The sequence below is a fragment of the Huintestinicola sp. genome (genome assembly GCF_051882455.1).
GTDB lineage: Bacteria > Bacillota > Clostridia > Oscillospirales > Ruminococcaceae > Huintestinicola.
Window position 1 is genome coordinate 1 of record NZ_JBJERV010000098.1, and the last position, 22,293, is coordinate 22,293.

A 22,293-nucleotide genomic window follows, 5' to 3' on the forward strand; every position below is an offset into this window, starting at 1 on the left:
CCCCTTTCTCCGTTTTGGAAGGATAAAGGAGATTTCGCCCTCTGCGGAGGGCGACAAGGGGACGCCGTCCCCTTGACCCCTGCCACCTTTGAAAAGGTGGACGAAACTTTTAGTGTTGTGTTTATTTGTGCAACTTTTTTAATTTATCCGCTTTATCAACAAGCTGAGCCGGGCTGATAGCAGCTCGGCTGTTTTTATGTATGACCCGGCTCAAGAAGCGGCTCGATTTTTTCCAAGGTACATTCAGAGAAGTTTCTATTCTCTTCCTCCAATTACCGCAATAAACCCGGCTTGAAGCAGCCGCTCCCCTCCCCCGAATACAATCCCTCCGCCTGACATTTTAAACCTTTTTCAGCGTTTCCACAAGAGCTTCGGGCTTATATGAAGTACGGATAAATCTTTTTATATCTTTTCATCGATTTTACATAAGCTTGATAGCGGATTTTACAAAGATATATTAAAATTACTATATATACAGTTTCATCAAAAAAATCATAATGATAGGTTTTGGGGATTTGAATATGGAAAAAGCCGCTTGCTTTTCGGGATACTCATGATCCTGATAACTATGACCGCCTGCGGCAAAAGTGAGGAGGAAAACAGATAATCGGGACCTGGATGCATGAATCATCATATGTTTCCGTTCTCACATTTTATGAGGATATGACCTTCACCGAAACTGTAACAGCATCAGCCAATTCTATTGATATTGAAAACACAAGAAACGGAACATACGAAATAAGCAATATTATTTATGTAAGGGAAGAGACCATTTTTACAAAAAGAGGTATAGCATGGATAAGCTCATCAATGACAACCATGTCTCGGACATAACCCAAAAGCCGGAACTGTATCAGATGAACAATGCACCTGTAAATCCAAGCCTTGAAAAATATATCTTCAAGGGAAAGACCTGCACAATGGACGACAGGCTTTATAATGCATTCTGTGCAAGCACAGGCAAAACAGCAAGTCTCAGTGATACATTTTCCGTTATATTAAAGGTGTTTGGGATATTAACGCTTGCTTCGGTGTTTATCCCGTTGATCGGCATCGTTATTCTCATTATACAGATGATACACGACCCGGACAACAGCTGCCCGGCAGCCTTGCTTATCCCTGTATTTATAGCATTGGGAACTGTTGCGGGAGGTCTGGCGCTTATAAAAGTATCCTCGAAAATGGAAGAGCAGCGCAGAACATACTCTGATGTAATGGACAGTGTAAAACCACAGTTTACAGAGTGCTACATGTACAAACGCCGTCAGATACTCCGATATGCTTATGAAGGCGTTGATTCAACGGAGTACAGATATTTTATTGATCTGAAGGATTTTTATGTTGAGCTTGCCAATCCGTCCGAGAAATGGGGACGTGCTGAATATGTCTACGCAGTTATAAAAAATATTAACGGCAAGGATATGTTTTTCCTGTTTAATGATGCGGAATAAACAAAGGAGATCGGTCATATGAATTTTTTCAATAAAAACGGACCGGAAGTAGTATATATGCAGGAATATCCCGCATTTCGTCAGTCAAACGGTTTCAAGATAGAACCCCGTCTCAGAAAATACATTATGAACGGTGAGCCTTGCGAATTTGACGCGGTACTGAAGGATGCGCTGGAAAGCCATACTAATGAAGGGCTTGTAAAGGTTATTTTTATGATCTTAGGATATATTGCTGCTGTGATCTATGTATGCAACACAATTATGGAGAAAGGTCTGAGATGTCCCATCTGGCTGTATCTTATCGGCTTTGCCTTGCCGCTGTTGCTCATTATATCCTTTGAAAACAGGAACAAAGTAAACAGACTTGCCCTGAAAGCGGCGAAGAATGGAGATATACAATGCTTCAGATATAAGCTTTGCCGTATTCTCCAATGCCACACTGACTGTACCGAAGATGACTACTATGCAGATCTGGGAGATTTCTGTGTAAATGTTTCCTCGGCTTACCCTATGTCTGCTTATATCTGCGGTGCGGTAATTACCATTGACGGCGAGGAATATTTTTATCTGCTTGTTTAAAAAGGTCTTTTAAATTGAAACACACCTCGGCTGCTCAAAATATTCCGAATTTCCTTATTGACAAGGGAACTATCGTAAAATCGGGTGAAGCGAGAGCTATATTTTACAAGCTGAAAAACAGATAACAAGGGCAGCAGGCTTTGCAGTAACCGATATTTTTCTCGGCAATGCGTATATTTTCAACGTCATTGCCGCTTTCGACTGCACCTCTCATAAACTCATCGCACAGCAGGTCGGAATTGCCGCCCTTCCCGGGACTTCCCGATAATATCAATACTTTCTTGCTCATAATATCTGATCCTTTCATTCATATTTATTGCTGCCGCAAGAGATTACACGGCATTATTTGTCAGCCGCTATCTTGGTTTTATATTATAATTATATCAACCGATAGCAACTATCGGTTGATAGTTTTATCCAAAAAACATCAACAAAAATGCGTATAGATTTCTGTTGATAAGTGCTAAAACAAGTATTAAAAAAAATCGAGACCTCTTGTGAAGTCTCGATTTTTTGTTTATTGTTAAAAATCTGCTGAATAGAATATCAGTCGTCCGCAGGTATCATTAAAACCGCTATCAGACCAAGACCGACAAATCGCATGATCCGGCATAAAATATTCTCCATAGTCCTATTCCCTTCCGCTTACTATCTTGTAATAGCTGCCCGATGTGATAAGATAAACCGCTGTGTACAAGATCCCGAACAGCATAAAGCAGCATAATGTGACCACTGCAAAAAGTCCTGCGTCCGTCAGACCGAACAGCGTTAGCAGCCTTGAGATTATCCCGAAGGCAAACGCCATATGAACTCCCGCTGCGGCAAGGGGGGCAAAGAATACGGTCAGCACTTGAGAATTTATGCTCCTTCGTATCTCGTCCTTTGTCATTCCCACTTTCTGGAGTATCTCAAATTTTGCTTTGTCCTCAAAGCCCTCGGATATCTGCTTGTAGTACATTATCAGCACTGCTGCGGCAATAAATACGGAGCCGAGAAGTATGCCAAGGAAAAACAGTCCGCCGTACATTGCATAAAAATCAGCCTTATCTCTTGCGGCGCAGTCAAGGGAAACGCCGCTCCAATTCCCGGAGTGTTCTTCTCTGAGCTTCAAGATATTCTCAAATATTTCATTACCTATCTCAGCCTGCTTATCCTCGTCGCAGGACAGGTCAAAGCCGTAATAATCGTGCATCATAGAGTGATACTGTCCGTAAATTCCAAGCTGAAGCTCATACAGCTCTTTTATCACCGCTTCATCATTTACAAAAAGATATACCGAGGGAATGCCTATCATTGCGTCTGTACCGCAGTCGGCAAAATCCTCCGCTCTTTCCTTTATCGCAAAGGTACCGTACTCGTCAAGAGTGATAGAATTGTAGTTATATTGGTCCTTTGCGGTATAAATTATCACCTCACCCTCCGCCAGAGTTTCATTTTTGCCGGTAAGTCTGTTGTAATCAGCAAGAGATATGAAAAATATCTGACGGATATCGGGATCAAACGAGCTTTCAAGTTCGGCTATCCTGTTGCTGTCAAGTATGACTCTGTCACCCGAAAATCCTCCCGTAACATTAAGATAGCTGTAGTGAAGGACATTTACGGGTGTTTCTCCGAATTTCTCAAGGACATCCTGCGCCGCTTTGTGAGTAAGTGAAGTCATTTCTTCCTCCACAGAATATGTGTCGATAATGAAATTCCTCGGATAACGGTCTCTCAGCATATCCTCCTCACCGATATAAAGGCAGATGGTGGAGGACAGGGTCACAAGCACCATGGTAGACAAAATGCAGATAGAAGCAAGTCCTGCACCGTTACGCTTCATTCTGTATGCCATCTGGGAAACGGAAATGAAATGGTTTGTCTTATAATAATACTTCTTGTTTTTCTGCAAAACTCTGCAAACCGCCACCGAACCCGAAATAAACAGCAGGTAGGTTGCGGCAATGACCATAAGCACAGCAGCGAAAAATGCAAAAATTGCGCTGAGAGGTTCTTTGATATATACAGCCATAAAATATGCCGCACCGAGAATTATCCCGCCCATGACCGCCAAAACATAATTTGCCTTTGGTGGTTTCTCACCCGAATTTTCGCTTTTCATAAGCTCGATTGGATTTGCAAGATGTATCTGTCTGAGTGAATTTATCAGTATCAGCAGGAAAATAACTGCATAGTAAACAAGTGCGTGAATAATAGATTTCAGCTCGATATCAAAGGTGTATGAAGCCGCGCCGCCCAGCATTTTTGTAAGTGCCAGTTCCGCAAGCTTTGAAAAAAGTATTCCGCAGGAAATTCCCACAACGAAAGAAATAACAAATATCATCAGAGTTTCCCACAAAAGTATCCTCGAGATATTTCGCTTATCCATTCCGAGAATGTTGTACAGTCCGAACTCGGTCTTTCTGCGGCGGATAATAAAGGAATTTGTGTAAAAAAGAAATATGGCGGAAAATACGACCATTACGCCGCAGCCCATAAAAAGAAGCTGCTGCATTATATCTCCGCCCTTCATCTCCTTTACAAAGCTGCTGACGGTGAGAAATGAGGTGATGTAGTACATCATTATCATTCCCGAGCAGGTAAGGATATAGGGCAGATATGTGCGGCGGTTCTTCTTTATGCCGTTTACCGCAAGCCTTGGATATAACAGCATTTTGTTCATTAAACCGCACCTCCCGAAGCGATGAGGGTGAGGGTGTCGGATATCTTTTTGTAAAGCTCCTCGTTGCCGCAGCTGCCGCGGTATATCTGGTGAAACACCTCTCCGTCCTTGATGAAAAGCACCCTGTTTGCATGGCTTGCCGCCTTGACGGAATGTGTTACCATAAGGATAGTCTGACCCTCGGCGTTAAGCTTTGAAAAAATTGCAAGAAGCTCGTCGGAGGCTTTAGAATCAAGCGCACCCGTCGGCTCATCTGCAAGGAGGAGCTTGGGCTCGGTAATCATTGCCCTTGCGGCAGCTGTACGCTGCTTCTGTCCTCCCGATATCTCATAGGGATATTTATCCAGAATTTCCGAAATGCCAAGCTTTCCTGCGGCAGGCAGCAGCTTTTTTTCCATCTCGGAGAAGCTTTTTCCCATCAGCACCAGGGGCAGAAGGATATTATCCCTGACGGTAAAGGTATCGAGAAGATTAAACTCCTGAAAAACAAATCCCAGATTATCACGTCTGAACTTAGCGGCTTCCCTTTCCTTGACCTTTGAAAGCTCTGCGCCGTCAAGCACCACCTTTCCCCCTGTGGGCTTGTCAAGAGCCGCAAGGATATTAAGAAGCGTGGTCTTGCCCGAGCCGCTTTCTCCCATTATTGCGATGTATTCTCCCTTTTCGGCGGTGAAGGTCACGTTTTTCAGAGCCTCCACCTTTGCCGCTCCTATTCGTGCGGTGTATGTCTTTTTAACGTTTGTTACCTCAAGTATTGGCATTGTCATCATTCCTTTCTGACTATCATTATATCAGAAAGGGAAAATGTCCGCCATTGAAAAGGCTTACATTTTCCCGTAAAATCTTACATTTTTGTAAGGTCATTCAATTTCAAACTGTTGTGTATCAAGTCCGATTTTTAGAACCTGTCTTCACAAGAAATGTGTGCGGATTTTCGAGCATAATTTTGTCTAAGACAAGGCAAAGATCCGCAGGCGGGCTGTCGCCCGGCAAGGAAGTTTGACGCAGAGTTGGCGTATTATAGCCGCCGTATTTTGTCCATAGGTTAATTGGTTATTATAGCAATTATTCTATAAAAAGCGCCAACAAAGCGCAGATGATAAGCCGGACTATGCTTGCAAACAATAGTATAGCATATTTTATGCTGTTTGTCAAAACTTTAAGGTGATAGCCCCTTGTAAAAGCGTTGGCGATAAGTCTATAAATTCAGGCGAAATAATCTTTCTTCTCAGCTTCCCGAATGCGAGACTGTTATGAACCTGTATGGAGCAGGGAAAGTGTTCTGCTATCAGAAAATATTTTTTCAAATTATGCTGATATATCTTCAAAGGCAGCCTGTCGAAGAGCCTGTCTTGGATAAAAAATTATATTACAATTTGTTTTAAAATACCAATCGTTTTGTCAATTAGTGGTATAATATTACATGATAAAAGGTTTGGGAGGGATAAAATGTCAGCAGGTATCAGCAAAATGAGCAAAATGCCCGAAGCAGCATATCTGTCGGCTGATAAAGCAGAGCTGTACAGAACGATAATGCGTCTGCTGTATAATGAAAAGGAATTTTTCAATGCTCAGCTCAGCACAACCGAAATACTGGAAAAAGTGAGAGACTGTGACGGATTTTCAGTTCTTTCTGAGGACGAACTAAAACCGGCTCTGACGCAGCTTACAGACTGGGGAGATCTCGTTCCTATGCAGGACCCCAGAAGAGTATCAACGATCGAAGAATACAAAAACAAGCAGTATCGCTATTCGCTGACGGAATACTCCATAAAAATCGAGAGAATGACCATTGAGCTTGAAAATCTTTTTTCCGAAAGCAATGTTCTTTCCACCTCCTCACTGAGAAACCTTGATAATTATCTCTCCTCTGTACGGCAGATAATCGAAAACGAAAACCTGATAGAGGTCAATGAATGGTGGAAAAATTTGCAGGAGGAATTTAAAAGGCTTAATCAGAATTATTCCGACTATCTTCATGCGTTTTATTCGGTAAACGGCGAAAAGCTTATCCGTTCGGTGGAATTTATCCTTCACAAGGATAAATTCGTTGATTATCTCAGAAGCTTTATCCGCGTGCTGCAAAGGTATTCAAGCATTATTGAGAAAGCACTGCAAAGTATAGACAAGGATATTCTGGATAAATTACTTGAAAAGGTGGCTGCAAGCGAGCTGGCTCTTCCCCGCACCAGCACCGAGGCGCTTGATATACGGAATATTTCCGATAAGGTCAAGGGACAGTGGGAGGCATTGTATAAATGGTTCGTTTCAGATGATAAAGCTCCGTCTGTTTGCAGTATGGCGATGGAATATACCAATGAGATAATACGAAAGCTGCTCAGCAATGCGGTAATGCTCATGCAGCTGCAAAATGCAGGTATAAGCAGGAAGCAGGATTATCGGAAATATATGCAGATGTTTGCAGGCTGCAAAAGCCTTGATGAAGCACACTGCCTGTCTGCCCATGTATTCGGGGTGATGAATATTGCTCACTATAAATATAATTCGGACAGGGAAACAGACAGCATTTTTGTGGACGCAGCCGACTTACAGCCGCAGACCTTTGATGTGAGGCCTCAGAGCCGCACATATAAGCCCCGGATAAAATCGGTGGGCTTTTCAAACAATGAAATGAAAAAATCCGAACGGAGAATGGCTCAGATCGAAAGGATCATTCGCGAGCAGCAAATGCTTGAACGCTATATTTCAGGCAGCAGCATAAATCTTTCGGAGCTGGAAGGAAAGATCGTGCCAACGGAATTAAGGATATCTCTTCTGAAATGGATATCAGCCGCAAATCAGAATAAAAGCAGGACCGGGATCACAGATTTCGGAAGGAAATTTCGTATAAAGAATACGGGGCAAAATACAGTGCTCCACTGCGAGGACGGAGACCTGCATATGCCCGCCTATATAATCGAATTTGAGGAGATCTGTGATGAATGAATTTATTGAGCTGCTTGAAGGCTTCTGGTTCCTGAGGGATAACGGCAATTCTGATCATTTCAGGATAAAACGCGGGGTCACGGCTGAAATGAAGCGGTTTATCGGTGAATTTCCCGGTTGGAAGCTGATCACAAACAGCAAGCTTATCAAGCTTGAAAAAATCCCTGCCGAAGCAGAGCCTTTTATGGGAATTCAGAGCTTTGAGGATACAAAGGATTACTGCCTGCTTTGTGCACTTCTGATCTTTCTTGATGATATTGACGATGGTGGGCAATTTATTTTAAGTGAGCTGATAGAAGCCATAGAGAAAATAGTGTCGGACGTAATTGAAATTGATCTTACCTTGTTTACGGACAGAAAATCTCTTGTAAGAGTTTTGCGGTTTGCACAGGATATGGGCTTTATGAAAATTGCGGAAGGCTCTTTAAACAATCTGGAAAATGACAGAAAGAAAGAGATACTTTATGAAAACACGGGCGTATCGGGCTTCTTCTCGGTACATCACGACAATGACATTTCCGATTACAGCTCATTTCGCGATTTTGAAAATACCGACAGCATTTATTCCGATAATGACAGGGGCGTTTACAGGACAAACAGGGTGTACCGCCGCCTTATGCTCCAGCCTGCAATGTATTGGGATTCAAAGGATAACCCGGACAGCATTTATCTGAAAAATCAGCGAAACTCAATATCAAATCACCTTGAGGAATATCTTGAAGGAAGGCTTGATATTCACAATTATTCGGCTTTTTATATGCTGAGCGAGGAAAAGCTGTTCGGAAATATTCACCCGTCGGATAAGACGCTTTCGGGACTTGTCTTATTTCTGTGCAGCGAGATACGTGAAAACATTTCCGATCTGTGCGGCGCGCCGCTGAATAAATATTATGAGATAGAAAAGGAAAAATTTCACAGCTTTATCTGCGCATGCCGAAAAAAATACATTAAGGGATTCAGCAAGGAATACAGGGAGATCACAGATAATAAGCTGGTACTTTCCGCTGTGAAATATATGAAGGACTGGAAAATGATAGAGGAAAAAAGTGATGCTTATATCCTGCGTGATGGGATATTTAAAACATCGGGAAAATATCCGAAGGATTTTAGTTTAATGAGTGATAAGGAGGAAAACGACAATGGAACGCTGGATAATGAACAGGTTGGGATTTGTTAATTTCTGGGTCTATGATGTGGAGGAATTTCCGCTGATGGACGGAAAGCTTCTGCTCAGAGGCTCAAACGGCTCGGGAAAATCCATTACCACACAAAGCTTTATCCCCTACATACTGGACGGCGACAGGCAGCCTGTTCGTCTGGACCCCTTCGGAAGCAAGGACAGAAAAATGGAATATTATCTGCTGGGGGACCCCGAAAACGGCAGAGAAGAAAGCACAGGATATTTATATCTTGAGTTCAAAAAGCCCGTCAGTCAGCAATACCGCACAATAGGCATCGGACTTCACGCAAAAAAAGGCTCGAAAATGACGACATGGGGTTTTTGTATTCTTGACGGCAGGCGTATAGGACAGGATATAATGCTTTACAGAGAGGTCGGAAGCGAAAGGATACCTGTGGATTCAAGAAATCTGCGGGAGCAGCTGGGGGAAAATAATCTGTTCACAGACAAGGTATCAGATTACAAGGCAATGGTCGCAAAGCATATATTCGGTATTGACAGCGAAAGTATTTCAGACTTTGAACAGCTTACAAATATTCTGATAAAAACACGTTCATCAAAGCTGGCGTCAAAGGAAAATCTGAAGCCTGAACAGCTTTATTCTATTTTGAACGAATCTCTGCAGACACTTTCTGAGGACGATCTGCGCCCAATGTCAGAGGCAATGAGCAAGATCGAGGATTCCCATCGTCATATTGAGGACGCTCAGAATTCCCTCAGAGCTGTAAAGGCAATTTCTGCCGAATATGACAGATACAACCGATATATGCTTTGGAAAAAGGCTGAGCTTTTTCTTAAAGCAAATGCCGAAGCAGCTGCGGCGGACGATGAACTGAAAAATATCCTTGAAATTATCCGCGAAGCAGAGGAACAGATATTATCAGAAAATGAAAAGCTGCAAGAATTACAAACCAGGCTGGAGGATACCGAGCGTGAAAAGGAAGCGCTCCATTATGATGATATCGAAAAAATGGTACGGGATAAAAATGAGGCTGAAACGCAGCTGGGAGAAGAACAGAAAAAGGCTCGGGAAAAGGAAAAATATTTGTCCGAAAAAACAGAAAGCAGGGATAAAAAATACAGGAATTTTACGGAAGAAAAACTGCGTTGGAAGGATATTGACAGCGAAATTATTAAGCAGCTTGCAGGGCTTGAAGAATATGATGAATTTGTTCCCCCGCTGCACAATCAGTATATACGCGGCATACGGACCGATGAAAAATATTATGAATACAGCAGTCAGTGCAGCCGTGAAATAAACGATTATCGCGACTGTCTGAGAAATGCTCATGAGCATATAAAGGAACGCGACAGGATAAAGAAATATTATGATGACAGCGCAAAGGCATTTGACGATGCAAAAAAGGCTTATGAGGAAAAAGAAAGCAGCCTGAATACTGCTCAGAAAATGTTCTCGGAGCAGAAGGACAGAATGATAGAGAGCTGTTACATTGCCGCAAAAAACAACAAGGAATATTCAATTGACGATATAATGCTTAAAAAGCTTGAAGAGGTGATAAGCAATTACGAGGGGCATGGTTCGGCGGCGGAATTTATAAAGCTCATAAACAAGCGGCAAACCTATCTTTCCGATGATCTTAGTAAACAGATCATCCATTGTCAGAATAAAGCCAATTCGGCAAAAAAAGATCTTGACGAAGCCGAAAGGAAGCTCAGCGAATTAAAAAATGCTGCTGAACCTGTTCCCGAAAGGACGGAAATGCGCTCCGAGGCAAGGCGTATCTTAAAGGAAAAGGGTATAATTGCCCGTCCTTTTTATGAATGTGTAGATTTTCGGGATAATGTGAATGAAGAACAGAAGGCATTGCTTGAGGCTGAGCTTTCGGATATGGGAATACTTGACGCACTGGTAGTATCGGAGGAAATGTACGAAAAAGCTGTCAGTGAGATGGGTGAGCTTTCCGAATGTATCATATCCGTCAGCTGTGATAACGAAAGCTATCCCGAAAAAGCGGAAAATGAATTTTTCATTGTAACAGCCGATGATGAATTAAAGACTGAAACGGCAAATATCCTGCATTATATTTTCGGGGAAGGTGAGTTTCCCGTAAGGATAGGCAAAAACGGAGCTTACCGTAATGGCATCCTGGAAGGACATTCGATAAGCGAATATCCCTCCAGATTTATCGGTGCGGAAAGCCGCAGAAAATACCGTGACCGGCAGATAGCTTCTCTGACGGATATACGTGACGAGCTGCTTGTCCTGTACAAGGCTGCGCAGAGTGAGCTTGACTGCACAAATAAGAGAAGCGAGCTGCTTATCAGCGAATTTGAGAGCCTGCCAAAAACAGCGGATATCAATCAGGCGCTGGATATGATGGAGCAGGAAAAAATCAGCGCCGAAGCGGCAAAGCAGCAGCTAAAGGCAGCAGAGGAAAATTTTTGCAGAAGCAAACAGGAATATGATGATAAATGCTCGGAAGCTGAGCTTCTCTGCAGCGAATTCCCCTATCGCAAGACCTCGGAGGATTATTCTATGGCAATTCGGGAGATAGGCAGCTATTCAAACGAACTGCAGGAAATACTTACGGCTTTGCGGTGCAGAATGGAATGTACTCTGGAAATACAGCATCTTGAAGAAGATATAGACTCGCTGGAGGGAGATATCGAGTCTGCCGATTCGGATATAAAAAGGATAAATAATGCAGTACACAGATATTCCGAAACAATAAGGCTGTGCAATGAATTCCTCTCCCGTCCCGAAAATGTCGATATAGCCGAAAAGGTCTCAAAGCTTTCGGAAATGATAACTCAGCTGAAAGGCAATATTGAGGAAAGCAATAAGATCATTTTAAAAAATGAAGCCAATAACAAGCATTATAAGGAACAGCTTGAAAAGGCAAAGGAGCGGCTTACAGCTCTTATCGAAAAAGAAAACAGGCTTGCAGGATATTTCAAAGAGGAATGTGAGCTCGGTCTTGTTATCACCGAGCATGAACTGACCTTAAAGCAGTGTGCGGAGCGTGCTGTTATGCTGGCTGACAAAAGCGATATGGAAAAGGGTATCGTTTCTATTCAGGAAAGGCTTAATAATGTGTACCGAAAGCACTGCGATGTCCTTGCCGCAAGCTATAATCCTATTCTCGGAGACTGCTTTGAGGACACAGATTCAGACAGCATCAGAAAGCGCAGCAGCATTACTCTGACCTGGCAGAACAAGTCCATCTCCCCCTCATTGTTTGAAAATGAGATATCCGCTGCAATTGAAAATGACAAGCTGCTTGTAAAGCAGGACGAGGAGCAGATGTTTAAGGAGATACTTTTAAATACCATAAGCAAAAAGCTCTATTACAAGATAAACAGCAGCAAAAAATGGGTCGAAAAAATGTCGGAGCTGATGAAAAATATCAACACCTCCATGGGGCTTTCCTTCTCGCTTGTGTGGAAGCCTAAAAATGACTGCGGCGACAATGAGCTTTCCTTCAACGAATTATACAGCGTCCTGAATAAGGACAAGGACCTTATAAGCCCCGAGGATTATGAAAGGCTGTCCGCCCATTTCAGAAGCAGAATTGAAGCGGAGCAGCGCTCATTTGAAGAACGGGGACAGGAGGTAAATTATTCCGATCTGGTGAGAAATGTGCTCGATTACAGAAACTGGTTCGAGTTCAGACTGCTTTGCAGAAGCTCGGAGTCAGACAAATTCAAGGAGCTTACAATGAGCAGATTTAATACCTTCAGCGGCGGTGAAAGAGCACTGTCATTATACATTCCGCTTTTTGCCGCCGTTGCTGCACAGTATCAGAAGGCAGGAGAACAGGCGCCGCTTATACTTGCGCTCGATGAAGCATTTGCAGGCGTAGACGACAGCAACATAAGCGAAATGTTCGGTCTTCTTGAAAAGCTGGGCTTTGGATATATTGTCAATTCACAGGCATTGTGGGGCTGCTATGATACTGTTCCCGCACTTGAGATAGCGGAGCTTTTGCATGAAAAAGGCAGTGATTTTATTACAGTGATATTATACGAATGGAACGGCATCAGAAAAAAGTTTGTTGAATGACCGGATGCCGAAGCAGGAAAGGAATGACAATAAAAATGACTGATGTACAGGAATGTGTCGGGTATTTTAAAGCCAGACCATCATATGACAGGATAATGAAGGAGCTCCTTCGCATTTACAAAAGCTATGGGGCTTTGAAAGGAAATATTGTCCTGAGCGACGCATCTGCCGAGGAATGTGAGGCTGCAAATGCTGTTGTAACTCCCAAAAGAGCCTTCTCACCGCCTGTACTTAAATTCAGCGCAGTCAGTTTTGAAAAGGGACTTGAAAAGACCAGATTTCGTGGTGTCCCGTTAAGGGCTGTGGTAGAGCTTTATTTCGGGGAAAGCATTGTGAAAAATTCCGAGAAAAAAATTATCAGCGCCCAAAACAAAGAAGCTTTCTTGACCGGAATTGCCGATGAAAATAAAGATATGCCCTGTTATGAATGGATAAAATCAGTCAGAGATCAAAAGAAATTCGGCTATCGCTCCATAATCAGCGAGTACAGCTCATCTGAGGAAGAAGCATGGCAGATCTTAAAAAATGTCTGCGCGGCAATTAACAAGTGTTCCGAAGGTGAACGTGCAGAGCCTGTACAGCTTGCGGTATTAAGCGCTTCAATAACAGGAGATTCTCATTATTTTGACCAGTCAAATTTTGCGGGACGGCTGCTTATAAAAGGGCTTGCATACATAGCAGGGATAGACGAAGCCAATAACGGTGAAGCACGTAAAATAATATACGGGCTTTTCGGGATAGAGCCCGACAATATTTCCGGAGCAGTTGCAGCTGTGGGGATAAGGCTTTATGATCATGACAAAAGCGAGCACATGGGCTATAAGGTATTTGCCGACAGCGGAGAAATATGCCTTATTTCCTCAGCAAATCTGTCCGGTATAGGCTATGCGGATTCAGACAGCGGAAGGGTTTATGTTGTTGAAAATCAAATGGTCTTTTCGGCGCTGAGCAGCACTGCCGCAGCGCATAAGCTCAGCCTGTTATGCACGTCGGGGCAGATGAAATCTGCAGGTATCAAGCTGATCGATATGCTTGTCAGATCCGGCTGTGAGATACTTTATGCGGGAGATTTTGACCCGGAAGGGTTACAGATCGCAGATAAGCTGCTGCGAAGGTATGATAATAAAAATGTGCATACATGGCGAATGAGCAGGGAGGACTATGCATCTATAAGCAAGGCGGAGGATATTTCTGAAAGCAGACTAAAAAAGCTAAGGACGATCTGCTCAAATGAACTGAGGGAAATTGCCGATGAACTGGGAGCCTCGGGAAAAGCCGCATATCAGGAACTTCTGCTGCCTGCAATGAAAAAGGATATGCTCGGCTTTGGGGAGTCAGTTATGCAAGTCTGAATGTACTTACGCCTTTCGGTTTCAATCGAAGCTTCAAGCGCCTTTTTGTAAATAGTGTCATAAAGAATGCAGTGACAGGTGCAGCATTCCTCGCATTTCATTTCACATGAAAGTGTATTTTAACGATATTATCTGTTATTTTATATGTACCTTACATGATTAACATTTCTCAAACATTTCAAAAACATCTCTCAAACAAGCGGGCAGTATAATATGATCACAGTCAGAAAAATCAAAAAACATTTCGGAGGTATTAAAATGAACAGAGACGATAAAGACTTTATTGTACAGAAGATCCGCACACAGTATATGGAGAAGGACAGCTCTCAGAAGGAGCTTGACTATCTCAGAGAGCTGGACGCAGAGGTAAAGCGTCCCGCAAATGTCTTCGGTTATGTTTTCGGTACGGTAAGCGCAATAATTATGGGTGCAGGAATGAGCCTTGTTATGACGGATATCGGCACTCAGCTCGGCATTTCAGACCCGATGATCCCCGGAATTATCATAGGTATCGCAGGCTTGCTGATGGCAATTATCAACTATCCGATCTTTAAATCAATACTTTCTTCCCGTAAGAATAAATATTCGGGAAAAATTCTTGAACTCAGCGAAAAGATAATGAATAAAGGAGAATAAGACGATGGCAAGATCAAAATTAGTGGAAGCAAACAAGAAAATCGAAAACGCTGTAGTGGGCGGTTACAAAAAAATTGAGAACGGCGTTGTTTCGGGCTATAAAAAAATCGAAGATGGAGTTGTTGGCGGATTTGAAAAAATCACCGACAAATTCGTGGACAGCTTTCTTACCAAAGACGGTGAGACCGTTGAAGAAGCTAAGGAACGTCTGAAGAAAGAAACCGATCACATCTGACAAATGGCAGACCGACTGCTGTAATACAAATACCGTGCTGCCACATCAGACAGCACGGTATTTTCATTTCATCAGCTCATCGGTAAGCCGAATGATTTCGGGTGCGATCTTCTCACGCTCTTTTTTTATAATATACGTGTACAGCGGATATGCGGCGGATAAAACAGCGATACCGATAATTCCCACGATGACACCAACGACAAAAAAGCTGTCCGCCCACAGCATTGTACAGCACATTCCCACGCCGAGAAGAAGCGTGCCGACAACTCCAACAGAAACGGATATCAGCGTTCCTTTATTCGTGACCCGTCTGTCAAGACTTCGGAGCTGTTCCATTTTGTCCGATTCCCTCGGAATGTATTTCTCACGGATTTTTTTGATTTCCTCCTGCTCCTTAGCGGAGTAGGTATAACTGAAATTCTCGTTATTTTCCATTGCAAATGCTCCTTTCCGATTTTATAAGCAAATTATATCTGACCTTTGTTTGCGAACTTATAAAGTTATGTTTTTGAATTGTTATTCTGTAATTTTCCGATCTCCTTAGTGGAACGCACCATCATGTATACCGATACGGAGGATATTATTATCAATACTCCTGCACCTGTTGCTCCGGTCATGATACGGTCAAAGTTTTCGGAATTATTTTCTTCTCCGAATCGTGAAAGCATTGCCGTTTCCAGCGAAAGCATAGACACAAGAGCCGCCGCAAAATTGATGACCTTTGCCGCAGACATAACGGGGCTGTTATATTTTCTGTATTTAACAAGATTGACCACTGCAGCAGCAGTAATATAGAAGGTGTACGCCGCCATAACAAAAATAAGCATTCCTGCATATTCAAAGCTCTTGTTTTTGACGATGACCAGAATGACAACGCCCGAAAGCGCAATATTTAGCGTCAGCAGGATCATTCCGCACAGCCGATAGCTTTTCAGCTCACGGAGCCTGTCGTTTCCGATGCCGATACGCTCTACAAACCGCACCAGCAGAAAACGCATTACCGCCAGAATGAAATAGTAAACCGACAGAGTGACCGACCAGACGGAGCGATACAATATCCCAGAAAGCATATTTGCCGCCGCATAAAGCACATTGATACCAAGCGAGCAATAAAGTGTAACATGGGTCTTGAATTTCGGGTCGTTCATAAATCTCCCGCCGATAGGGTGATCGCAGACCATCTTTTTTGCGCTTCTGTATTTTTGCGGAATAACCTTTGCTAAAAAAATGCAGTCAACGGTAAGCGTGTATGCCGACAAAACGTATACAAAATATGCAACAGGGTGTGAATCATAGCCTTTCACAAATATCACGATAAGTGCTGCTGTGCTGATGACCGTCAGTAAGATCATGCCCCAGCCTCTGGGATACAAAAGCCTATTAACCGTCTTTTTCCAATTCATTATGTCTGCCCCTCCGAATTTTAACGGTGAATGTACTTCCCTTTCCCACAGCACTCTCAACGCTGATCTCCCCCTGAACAATATCCACAACACGCTTTACAAGGGCAAGTCCCAACCCGTTTCCCTGAGTGGAATGGGACGTATCTCCCTGATAGAATTTCTCAAAAATATGCTCTCCCGTTTCGGGGGACATTCCGCAGCCTGTGTCGGATATTTTCACCGCCGCATATTCTTCATCTGCGGTGAGAGTTACAGAAACATTACCGCCGTTTTCGGTGAACTTAAATGCGTTTGACAGAAGATTGTTCCAAACAAGCTCAAGCAGCTCAGGGTCGGAATTGATGGAAATATTTTCATCAAGTTCCGTTTCTATATCAATATTTTTCTTTTCCCAAACGTCCTCAAACTGTAAAAGGCATTCGCACAGCTGCTCGGTAAGGCTGTACTGCGTTACCGACGGAAAGATCTGCTGATTTTCCAGCTTGTTAAGTTTAAGTATATTGGTGATAAGGCTTGCAAGACTGCGGCAGGCGTCGGTTATGGCTCTTGCGTATTCAATGCGTCGCTTTTCGTTCAGGTCGGAGCTTTGCAGCATTGTTCCGTAATTCTGCATGACCGCAAGAGGCGTTTTCAGTTCGTGAGAAACGTTGGCTATGAAATCAGTGCGAAGTGTTTCCACTCCCGACAATTCCTCCGCAAGAATATTTATGCTCTCGGCAATATCCTTAAAGCCGTTTTCATTATTGATATTTGAAACGGAAATTCTTGCTTTGAAATCTCCTTCCGTCAGCTTTTTTAATACCCTTTGTATCTCCCTCACAGGCCGTTCAACGATAATTTTTCTGCGTATATGATCGACAAGGACAAATATGGCGGCAAGCACAAAAATGTTGATAAACACTAACGGAGCAAACGCCCTGACTTCATCATCGGACAATGAAACCGATGTGGAAAACAGCAAAAAAGTACAGGTGATAACGAAGGAAATTATTCCGAAAAACAACGCAAAATTCCGCAGAAGCAGCAAAGCAGTTTTTATTGCTCCGCGCCGCTTTTCCGAGCTCATTTTATCACCGCCTTGTAGCCCAGCCCGTGAACTGTAACTATCTCAAAAGCCTTGCAGTCCGCCAGCTTTGCACGAAGCTTTGTCATATATACATCAACAGTCCGGGGACCCGATTCTGTGTTTACGTCCCAGAATTCGTCCATAAGCTGAGTGCGTGTAAATGTCTTTTTCGGATAGGACAGCAGCTTGTAAAGAATGCTGAATTCCCTTGCTGTCATGGGAATTTCCTCGCCGTTCAGATATGCCGTATGCTCGTCGGCGTCCATAACAAATCCGCCTATTTCAAGCTTGCGGCTCGAAGCTATTTTCGCACGGCGCAGAAGCGCACCGATACGCAGAAAAAGCTCGTCAAGGTCAACGGGCTTTATCATATAGTCATCAATTCCCACACGGAAACCTCGCTGCTTCGCCTCAAAATCGTCCCTTGCGGTCATAAAAAGTATGGGGATATTCTCATTGAGAGAGCGGACGGTTTTTGCAAACTCAAAGCCATCGATATCAGGCATCATTATATCGGAAACTATCAGATCAAACATCGTTTCATACATTTTATCGTAAGCATCATTTGCGTTAAGGCAGCCCTCTGCTTCATATCCTCTCTGATCAAGAAATGCGCAGACTGTGCGGTTCAGGTCGTTATCGTCCTCAACTACAAGAATTTTAAACATAGCTAATCACTCTTTCAGTCAAATTTAATCGTTACATTCAGTGCTTCATTTACATCGGAAGACTTGCAGATCGCAGCTTCAAGCTGTGATAAGGGATATTCGTGTGTAATGAGCTTTTCGATATCCCACCGTCCGCTTTTCATTATGTTCAATACATCGCTTACGTCCTCGGGCATATATCCTCCCGAACCAATAATGCTTTTCTGGGAATAGGTCAGGTGAAGCATATCAAGCTCCCTTATGGCTTTATTTACGGCAACAGAGATAAATCTGCTTTCGATTTTTCCAAACTCCATAAAGTTTGAAAAAACCGATTCCGCACCTGCAGCGTCCAGCATAATATCAATGTCGGCTGTCCTGCCCTTTAAGGAGTAAGCTTCTCCTAAATAAGCCTTCGCTTTCGTGGTAAAATCATCTGTTTCCATATTGCATATCTCAAAACCAAGCTGTTCTGCTATGTTCAGCCTAAATGCAGAATAATCGCATATCATAACCTTTTCAACGCCGAAATATTTAAGCGCTATCGCCGCCGCAATACCGATCGTGCCGCAGCCGAACACCACAGCCTTTTCATTTTGCTTCGGATTTGACCGTCTTGCCGCACGGCAGCCTACCGTAAAAGGCTCGATAAGGCAGGCAATTCTGTCGGGTATGGAATCATCTACCGAGTAAAGCGAGTAATTTCTTTTCGGCTCGGGGATCAAAATATATTCTGAAAATCCGCCGATAGTTCCTGCCCGTTTGGTATCTCCTTTTGCAAAAAGCGGATACGGATATACCCTTTCCCCGACTTTAAAATCCGATACGTTTTTCCCCACGGCGGCTATGCATGACACTGTTTCATGTCCGAATTCTCCTCCAATGTCAATTTTATGTCCCGTTCCCGGACCGTGACGGTATACAGCGACATCGGTTCCGCAGATGCTTGAATAAAGATTTTTTATCACAACGTCATTGTCGCCGCAAACGGGCATTGGCATTTCTCTTATCTCTATATTTTCTTTTCCCAGATATATTGCAGCTTTCACCGAAAACACCTCTTATTATCATTTTGAGTTATTATAACATACAAATGTTAAAGTTTTGTTTCTGTTCGGGGTTACGGAAAAATTTTTTGGCGTATTATATAAAAAACGGGAGACCGGAGCTAAAAGCTCAATGATCTCCCGTTCCTGCTGCGGACTGCAAGAGCCGCTTAATTTCCGTTATTGCATATGAAATTCAACTTTTCTTATTGCGATTTTTCTTGATTATGGCATAACCGCCAACTACAGCTGCGATAACAGCACCGATAACTGCGAATATTTTCAGCATTTTATAACTTCCTTTCATATTATTTTTCAACAATGACTTTCAGACCACAGCTTATTTGCGGTGATCTCCCAATTTTCGCAAGCGTGTCTGCACTTTCCGCAAAGCGTATGAACGTCCTCGAGGCTTTTCAGATCGGTAGAGTGCGCTCCCGATTCGTCAACCATTCTTGCAAGAGCGCCGTAATTATCCAGAAGCGGACAGGGGCGCAGATGATTTTCATTGAAGGGCTGCCCGTTATGATACGCCATAAACAGCGGTGATTTTAATGCTTCAAGCAAGGTCTTTTCACGGATATTTGAGTCGGAATAATGGATAAATGCACAAGGCTCATAATCGCCGTATGCGTTAATGTGCAGATAACGTCTGCCGCCTGCGATACAGCCGTCAACATATTCTCCGTCATTCCAGAAATCAAGGGTGAATATGGGTTTTGTTGAACGGAACTCTCTTATCCGATGATACATAAATTTACGCTGCTTCGCCGTTGCCATAAGCTCGGGAACTGCACTGTTCCCAACGGGCATATATGTAAAGAACCAGCAGAATTTAGCTCCCCACTCTATCATCTGGTCAAAGTATTCCTCCGAGCCGATAACATTTACGTTTTTACTTGTGTAGCAGCAGGAAATACCGAAGGGCAGGCGCTTTTCACGGAGAATTTTCATAGCCCATTCAACCTTTTGGAATGTACCCTTTCCTCTGCGGTAGTCAGTTGCGTCCTCAAAGCCCTCAACGCTGATAGCAGGGATAAAATTCTTCACACGGAGCATTTCATCGGCAAATTCTCCGTCAATAAGAGTGCCGTTTGTGAATGCAGAAAACTGACAGTCGGGGTGAGCTTCGCAAAGCCTGATAATATCATTTTTGCGCACAAGCGGCTCTCCGCCCGAGAACAGGAAGAAATATGTTCCCAGCTCATTTGCCTGATTTATAATGCTATCAAGCTCCTCGTAGGTCATATTGAGCCTGTTGCCATATTCAGCCGCCCAGCAGCCTGTGCATTTCAGATTGCAGGCTGATGTTGGATCCATTAGAATCGCCCATGGAATATTACAGCCGTGCTTTTCCTGCATTTCCATCTGCCGCTTTACCCCGAGCAGGGTCGCATTGACAGCGAAATTCTTGAAGAAGCTTTTAAGCACCTCGACATCAATATCTTCCCAGAGCTTCATAATGTATTTGTACCAGATGTTGGACTTGTCGTCTAAAATGGCATGAAGCGGTGCGCTTACATCATTCAGATTCGTCCAGCCGATATTGTCGAGGAAATTCAGCGCCTTCGGCAGATTTTCCTCGGGGTTTTTGGAGATATACTCGAGAGCCTGATCCATAGCGGCTTTTGTTATCATATTTTTCACGTTCATTTCGGTGTTTCCTTTCAGATCATTTTATTTTTAGCCTTTGCGATTATAGCGAGTATCGCCGCAGCAATTGCGGTAAGAGCGGATACGAATGATAAAATAACTATGGGCAGTTTCATAAAAAATTCCTCCTAAATAAAATTATATTTCACGCTTTCAAGCTGCTCCGTCTGACAAATTTCCGACCATATATTATTGGGAAGATACAGGGACGGAGATTTTTTCAGCTTTACAGCGCCCGAATTTGAAAGCATTTCAGCCACAAACTGTGAGCAGAAATAATGGTTTTTCCTCTTGAACGGTATTTTCAGAAGACACATCAGAACACCGAATCTTGTGTATTTGTAATCGGGTCTGTTTTCTATAAAGTGTCCTATCTCCTCTTTCAGCCGTTCATATGACTCGTCGGAAATGCGGAGCGTAAAGCTTGCACTTCGCTCAACTCCTCGGCTGCGGTGCTTTTTGACAGTCTCAATACAGAAGCCCCGATAATTAAAGCTGTACATCTCACTGATCTCCTCGTCCAGAGCTATGGAAGTGTGAGTATAACCGAAGTCGCATAGTATGTATAGAAAATTCGACAAACGATCGGAATATTTCGTAAATACCACAGACACTTTTTTCATCGGTCGGTCCTCCTTTTTTCAGCGCAGTCAGCTTTCCGAAAACACATCGGGAGTCTTTGAAAGATTTTTTTATCTCCTTATCAAGCTCCGCTTTAGTAATATCCGTTTTGTTATCCCTTCTGCATTTTACATTTTATTTCTTGCTTTGTTGGCAATAGCGACAACTGCCGCAGCAATAGCCAGCATTGCGCTAAGAAACGATAAGATGATTACTGACAGCTTCATTTTTTCACTTGACTTTTGAATGTCTATATTATAATCTGCTTATGTTTTTGCAATGTTTCAAATATGTTTGAGTTTTGTTTAAATGAGAATAAGGATACTTGCAAAAAACGGAGGGCATAAAAATCAGAATTATTCCGCAGAAACGATACTTCCGCAGCTCCGATATGATGCCCTCCCCAGCCGTATTTTTCGTCGATTTCAGCAGATTATATCGCATTACGGCAAGCAAGACATAAAACACCGACAAGGCTCCGGACCAAACGGAACGGCTGCAGATACCAAAAACAAGCTGTACAGCAGAATACATAAAATTGATGATAAGTCCCGAGAACAGCGACAATTTCGTGCGGAATACCATATCTGTCAGAAAATGCCGTCCCAGAGGATAGCTTGATATTTTTCTTATGATCGGGTGTTCCTGAACTGCATTCCCGATATGCATGATGATTTTCATGAGATTACCCCCTTTGCTCTGATATTATACAAAGCCTTTGTGAAGTGAATTTGAAAGATAGATTGTCAAGTCAAGTGCAACAAAATCACTGAAAAAACTTTTTAAGCACCT

The 22,293-nt window shown here is 43.0% G+C and carries 18 protein-coding genes; 8 read left to right on the forward strand and 10 right to left on the reverse strand.

Annotated elements, in window-relative coordinates; genetic code table 11:
* The first annotated feature begins 794 nt into the window (after positions 1 to 794).
* Positions 795 to 1,451, forward strand: coding sequence for a hypothetical protein (locus tag ACI4J0_RS12430; protein WP_439766134.1), 657 nt, complete (start codon positions 795 to 797; stop codon positions 1,449 to 1,451).
* Between the two features lie 18 nt (positions 1,452 to 1,469).
* Positions 1,470 to 2,030 carry a hypothetical protein gene (locus tag ACI4J0_RS12435; protein ID WP_439766135.1) on the forward strand — a complete coding sequence of 187 codons (561 nt, stop codon included), beginning with the start codon at positions 1,470 to 1,472 and terminating at the stop codon, positions 2,028 to 2,030.
* Positions 2,031 to 2,133: 103 nt separating this feature from the next.
* Here ACI4J0_RS12435 and ACI4J0_RS12440 read toward each other — a convergent pair whose 3' ends face one another.
* From ACI4J0_RS12440 to ACI4J0_RS12450, 3 genes are all read right to left on the reverse strand, one after another.
* Complete coding sequence (locus ACI4J0_RS12440; RefSeq protein WP_439766136.1) at positions 2,134 to 2,319, reverse strand: flavodoxin family protein; 186 nt, start codon at positions 2,317 to 2,319, stop codon at positions 2,134 to 2,136.
* A 342-nt stretch (positions 2,320 to 2,661) separates the two neighbouring features.
* On the reverse strand, positions 2,662 to 4,692 hold the full coding sequence (locus ACI4J0_RS12445; protein ID WP_439766137.1) for an ABC transporter permease: 2,031 nt from the start codon (positions 4,690 to 4,692) through the stop codon (positions 2,662 to 2,664).
* Positions 4,692 to 5,453: an ABC transporter ATP-binding protein gene (locus tag ACI4J0_RS12450; RefSeq protein ID WP_439766138.1), complete on the reverse strand. Its 762-nt coding sequence runs from the start codon at positions 5,451 to 5,453 to the stop codon at positions 4,692 to 4,694. Before ACI4J0_RS12450 ends, ACI4J0_RS12445 begins: the two co-directional genes overlap by 1 nt.
* A 688-nt stretch (positions 5,454 to 6,141) precedes the next feature.
* On the opposite strand from ACI4J0_RS12450, the gene ACI4J0_RS12455 reads away from it, so the two are divergent.
* From ACI4J0_RS12455 to ACI4J0_RS12480, 6 genes are all read left to right on the forward strand, one after another.
* On the forward strand, positions 6,142 to 7,638 hold the full coding sequence (locus ACI4J0_RS12455) for a TIGR02677 family protein (protein ID WP_439766139.1): 1,497 nt from the start codon (positions 6,142 to 6,144) through the stop codon (positions 7,636 to 7,638).
* Positions 7,631 to 8,815, forward strand: a complete 1,185-nt coding sequence (locus tag ACI4J0_RS12460) for a TIGR02678 family protein (protein ID WP_439766140.1) — start codon at positions 7,631 to 7,633, stop codon at positions 8,813 to 8,815. The genes ACI4J0_RS12455 and ACI4J0_RS12460 overlap by 8 nt, the downstream gene beginning before the upstream one ends.
* Positions 8,778 to 12,842 carry a TIGR02680 family protein gene (locus ACI4J0_RS12465; RefSeq protein WP_439766141.1) on the forward strand — a complete coding sequence of 1,355 codons (4,065 nt, stop codon included), beginning with the start codon at positions 8,778 to 8,780 and terminating at the stop codon, positions 12,840 to 12,842. Before ACI4J0_RS12460 ends, ACI4J0_RS12465 begins: the two co-directional genes overlap by 38 nt.
* A 35-nt stretch (positions 12,843 to 12,877) precedes the next feature.
* A complete protein-coding gene (locus ACI4J0_RS12470; RefSeq protein ID WP_439766142.1) occupies positions 12,878 to 14,194 on the forward strand; it encodes a TIGR02679 domain-containing protein in 1,317 nt (438 codons plus the stop codon).
* A 258-nt stretch (positions 14,195 to 14,452) separates the two neighbouring features.
* Positions 14,453 to 14,830, forward strand: a complete 378-nt coding sequence (locus ACI4J0_RS12475; protein WP_439766143.1) for a hypothetical protein — start codon at positions 14,453 to 14,455, stop codon at positions 14,828 to 14,830.
* A 4-nt stretch (positions 14,831 to 14,834) separates the two neighbouring features.
* Positions 14,835 to 15,065 (forward strand): hypothetical protein, encoded by a 231-nt coding sequence (locus tag ACI4J0_RS12480; RefSeq protein WP_439766144.1) that lies wholly within the window; start codon positions 14,835 to 14,837, stop codon positions 15,063 to 15,065.
* Positions 15,066 to 15,128: 63 nt separating this feature from the next.
* On the opposite strand, the gene ACI4J0_RS12485 is transcribed toward ACI4J0_RS12480, so the two are convergent.
* The 7 genes from ACI4J0_RS12485 to ACI4J0_RS12515 form a co-directional block, all read right to left on the reverse strand.
* Positions 15,129 to 15,500, reverse strand: a complete 372-nt coding sequence (locus tag ACI4J0_RS12485; protein WP_439766145.1) for a hypothetical protein — start codon at positions 15,498 to 15,500, stop codon at positions 15,129 to 15,131.
* 65 nt (positions 15,501 to 15,565) lie between these two features.
* Entirely contained in the window at positions 15,566 to 16,468 is a 903-nt protein-coding gene (locus ACI4J0_RS12490; protein WP_439766146.1) for a hypothetical protein, read from the reverse strand.
* Positions 16,446 to 17,534, reverse strand: a complete 1,089-nt coding sequence (locus ACI4J0_RS12495) for a HAMP domain-containing sensor histidine kinase (protein ID WP_439766147.1) — start codon at positions 17,532 to 17,534, stop codon at positions 16,446 to 16,448. The genes ACI4J0_RS12490 and ACI4J0_RS12495 overlap by 23 nt, the downstream gene beginning before the upstream one ends.
* Entirely contained in the window at positions 17,531 to 18,202 is a 672-nt protein-coding gene (locus tag ACI4J0_RS12500; protein ID WP_439766148.1) for a response regulator transcription factor, read from the reverse strand. Before ACI4J0_RS12500 ends, ACI4J0_RS12495 begins: the two co-directional genes overlap by 4 nt.
* Before the next feature lie 14 nt (positions 18,203 to 18,216).
* Positions 18,217 to 19,230: a zinc-dependent alcohol dehydrogenase gene (locus tag ACI4J0_RS12505; RefSeq protein WP_439766149.1), complete on the reverse strand. Its 1,014-nt coding sequence runs from the start codon at positions 19,228 to 19,230 to the stop codon at positions 18,217 to 18,219.
* 312 nt (positions 19,231 to 19,542) lie between these two features.
* Complete coding sequence (locus ACI4J0_RS12510; protein ID WP_439766150.1) at positions 19,543 to 20,880, reverse strand: radical SAM protein; 1,338 nt, start codon at positions 20,878 to 20,880, stop codon at positions 19,543 to 19,545.
* 128 nt (positions 20,881 to 21,008) lie between these two features.
* The gene (locus tag ACI4J0_RS12515; RefSeq protein ID WP_439766151.1) at positions 21,009 to 21,503 is read right to left on the reverse strand and encodes a hypothetical protein; all 495 of its coding nucleotides are present in this window, start codon (positions 21,501 to 21,503) and stop codon (positions 21,009 to 21,011) included.
* Positions 21,504 to 22,293 lie beyond the last annotated feature (790 nt).

Excerpts from the sequence above, each read along its gene's own strand:
- ACI4J0_RS12455 (WP_439766139.1), top strand. The coding sequence starts at position 6,142 with ATGTCAGCAGGTATCAGCAAAATGAGCAAAATGCCCGAAGCAGCATAT.
- ACI4J0_RS12490 (WP_439766146.1), bottom strand. The coding sequence starts at position 16,468 with ATGAATTGGAAAAAGACGGTTAATAGGCTTTTGTATCCCAGAGGCTGG.
- ACI4J0_RS12440 (WP_439766136.1), bottom strand. The coding sequence starts at position 2,319 with ATGAGCAAGAAAGTATTGATATTATCGGGAAGTCCCGGGAAGGGCGGC.
- ACI4J0_RS12475 (WP_439766143.1), top strand. The coding sequence starts at position 14,453 with ATGAACAGAGACGATAAAGACTTTATTGTACAGAAGATCCGCACACAG.
- ACI4J0_RS12510 (WP_439766150.1), bottom strand. The coding sequence starts at position 20,880 with ATGAACGTGAAAAATATGATAACAAAAGCCGCTATGGATCAGGCTCTC.
- ACI4J0_RS12485 (WP_439766145.1), bottom strand. The coding sequence starts at position 15,500 with ATGGAAAATAACGAGAATTTCAGTTATACCTACTCCGCTAAGGAGCAG.
- ACI4J0_RS12460 (WP_439766140.1), top strand. The coding sequence starts at position 7,631 with ATGAATGAATTTATTGAGCTGCTTGAAGGCTTCTGGTTCCTGAGGGAT.
- ACI4J0_RS12465 (WP_439766141.1), top strand. The coding sequence starts at position 8,778 with ATGGAACGCTGGATAATGAACAGGTTGGGATTTGTTAATTTCTGGGTC.
- ACI4J0_RS12445 (WP_439766137.1), bottom strand. The coding sequence starts at position 4,692 with ATGAACAAAATGCTGTTATATCCAAGGCTTGCGGTAAACGGCATAAAG.
- ACI4J0_RS12430 (WP_439766134.1), top strand. The coding sequence starts at position 795 with ATGGATAAGCTCATCAATGACAACCATGTCTCGGACATAACCCAAAAG.
- ACI4J0_RS12500 (WP_439766148.1), bottom strand. The coding sequence starts at position 18,202 with ATGTTTAAAATTCTTGTAGTTGAGGACGATAACGACCTGAACCGCACA.
- ACI4J0_RS12435 (WP_439766135.1), top strand. The coding sequence starts at position 1,470 with ATGAATTTTTTCAATAAAAACGGACCGGAAGTAGTATATATGCAGGAA.
- ACI4J0_RS12495 (WP_439766147.1), bottom strand. The coding sequence starts at position 17,534 with ATGAGCTCGGAAAAGCGGCGCGGAGCAATAAAAACTGCTTTGCTGCTT.
- ACI4J0_RS12450 (WP_439766138.1), bottom strand. The coding sequence starts at position 5,453 with ATGCCAATACTTGAGGTAACAAACGTTAAAAAGACATACACCGCACGA.
- ACI4J0_RS12470 (WP_439766142.1), top strand. The coding sequence starts at position 12,878 with ATGACTGATGTACAGGAATGTGTCGGGTATTTTAAAGCCAGACCATCA.
- ACI4J0_RS12480 (WP_439766144.1), top strand. The coding sequence starts at position 14,835 with ATGGCAAGATCAAAATTAGTGGAAGCAAACAAGAAAATCGAAAACGCT.
- ACI4J0_RS12515 (WP_439766151.1), bottom strand. The coding sequence starts at position 21,503 with ATGAAAAAAGTGTCTGTGGTATTTACGAAATATTCCGATCGTTTGTCG.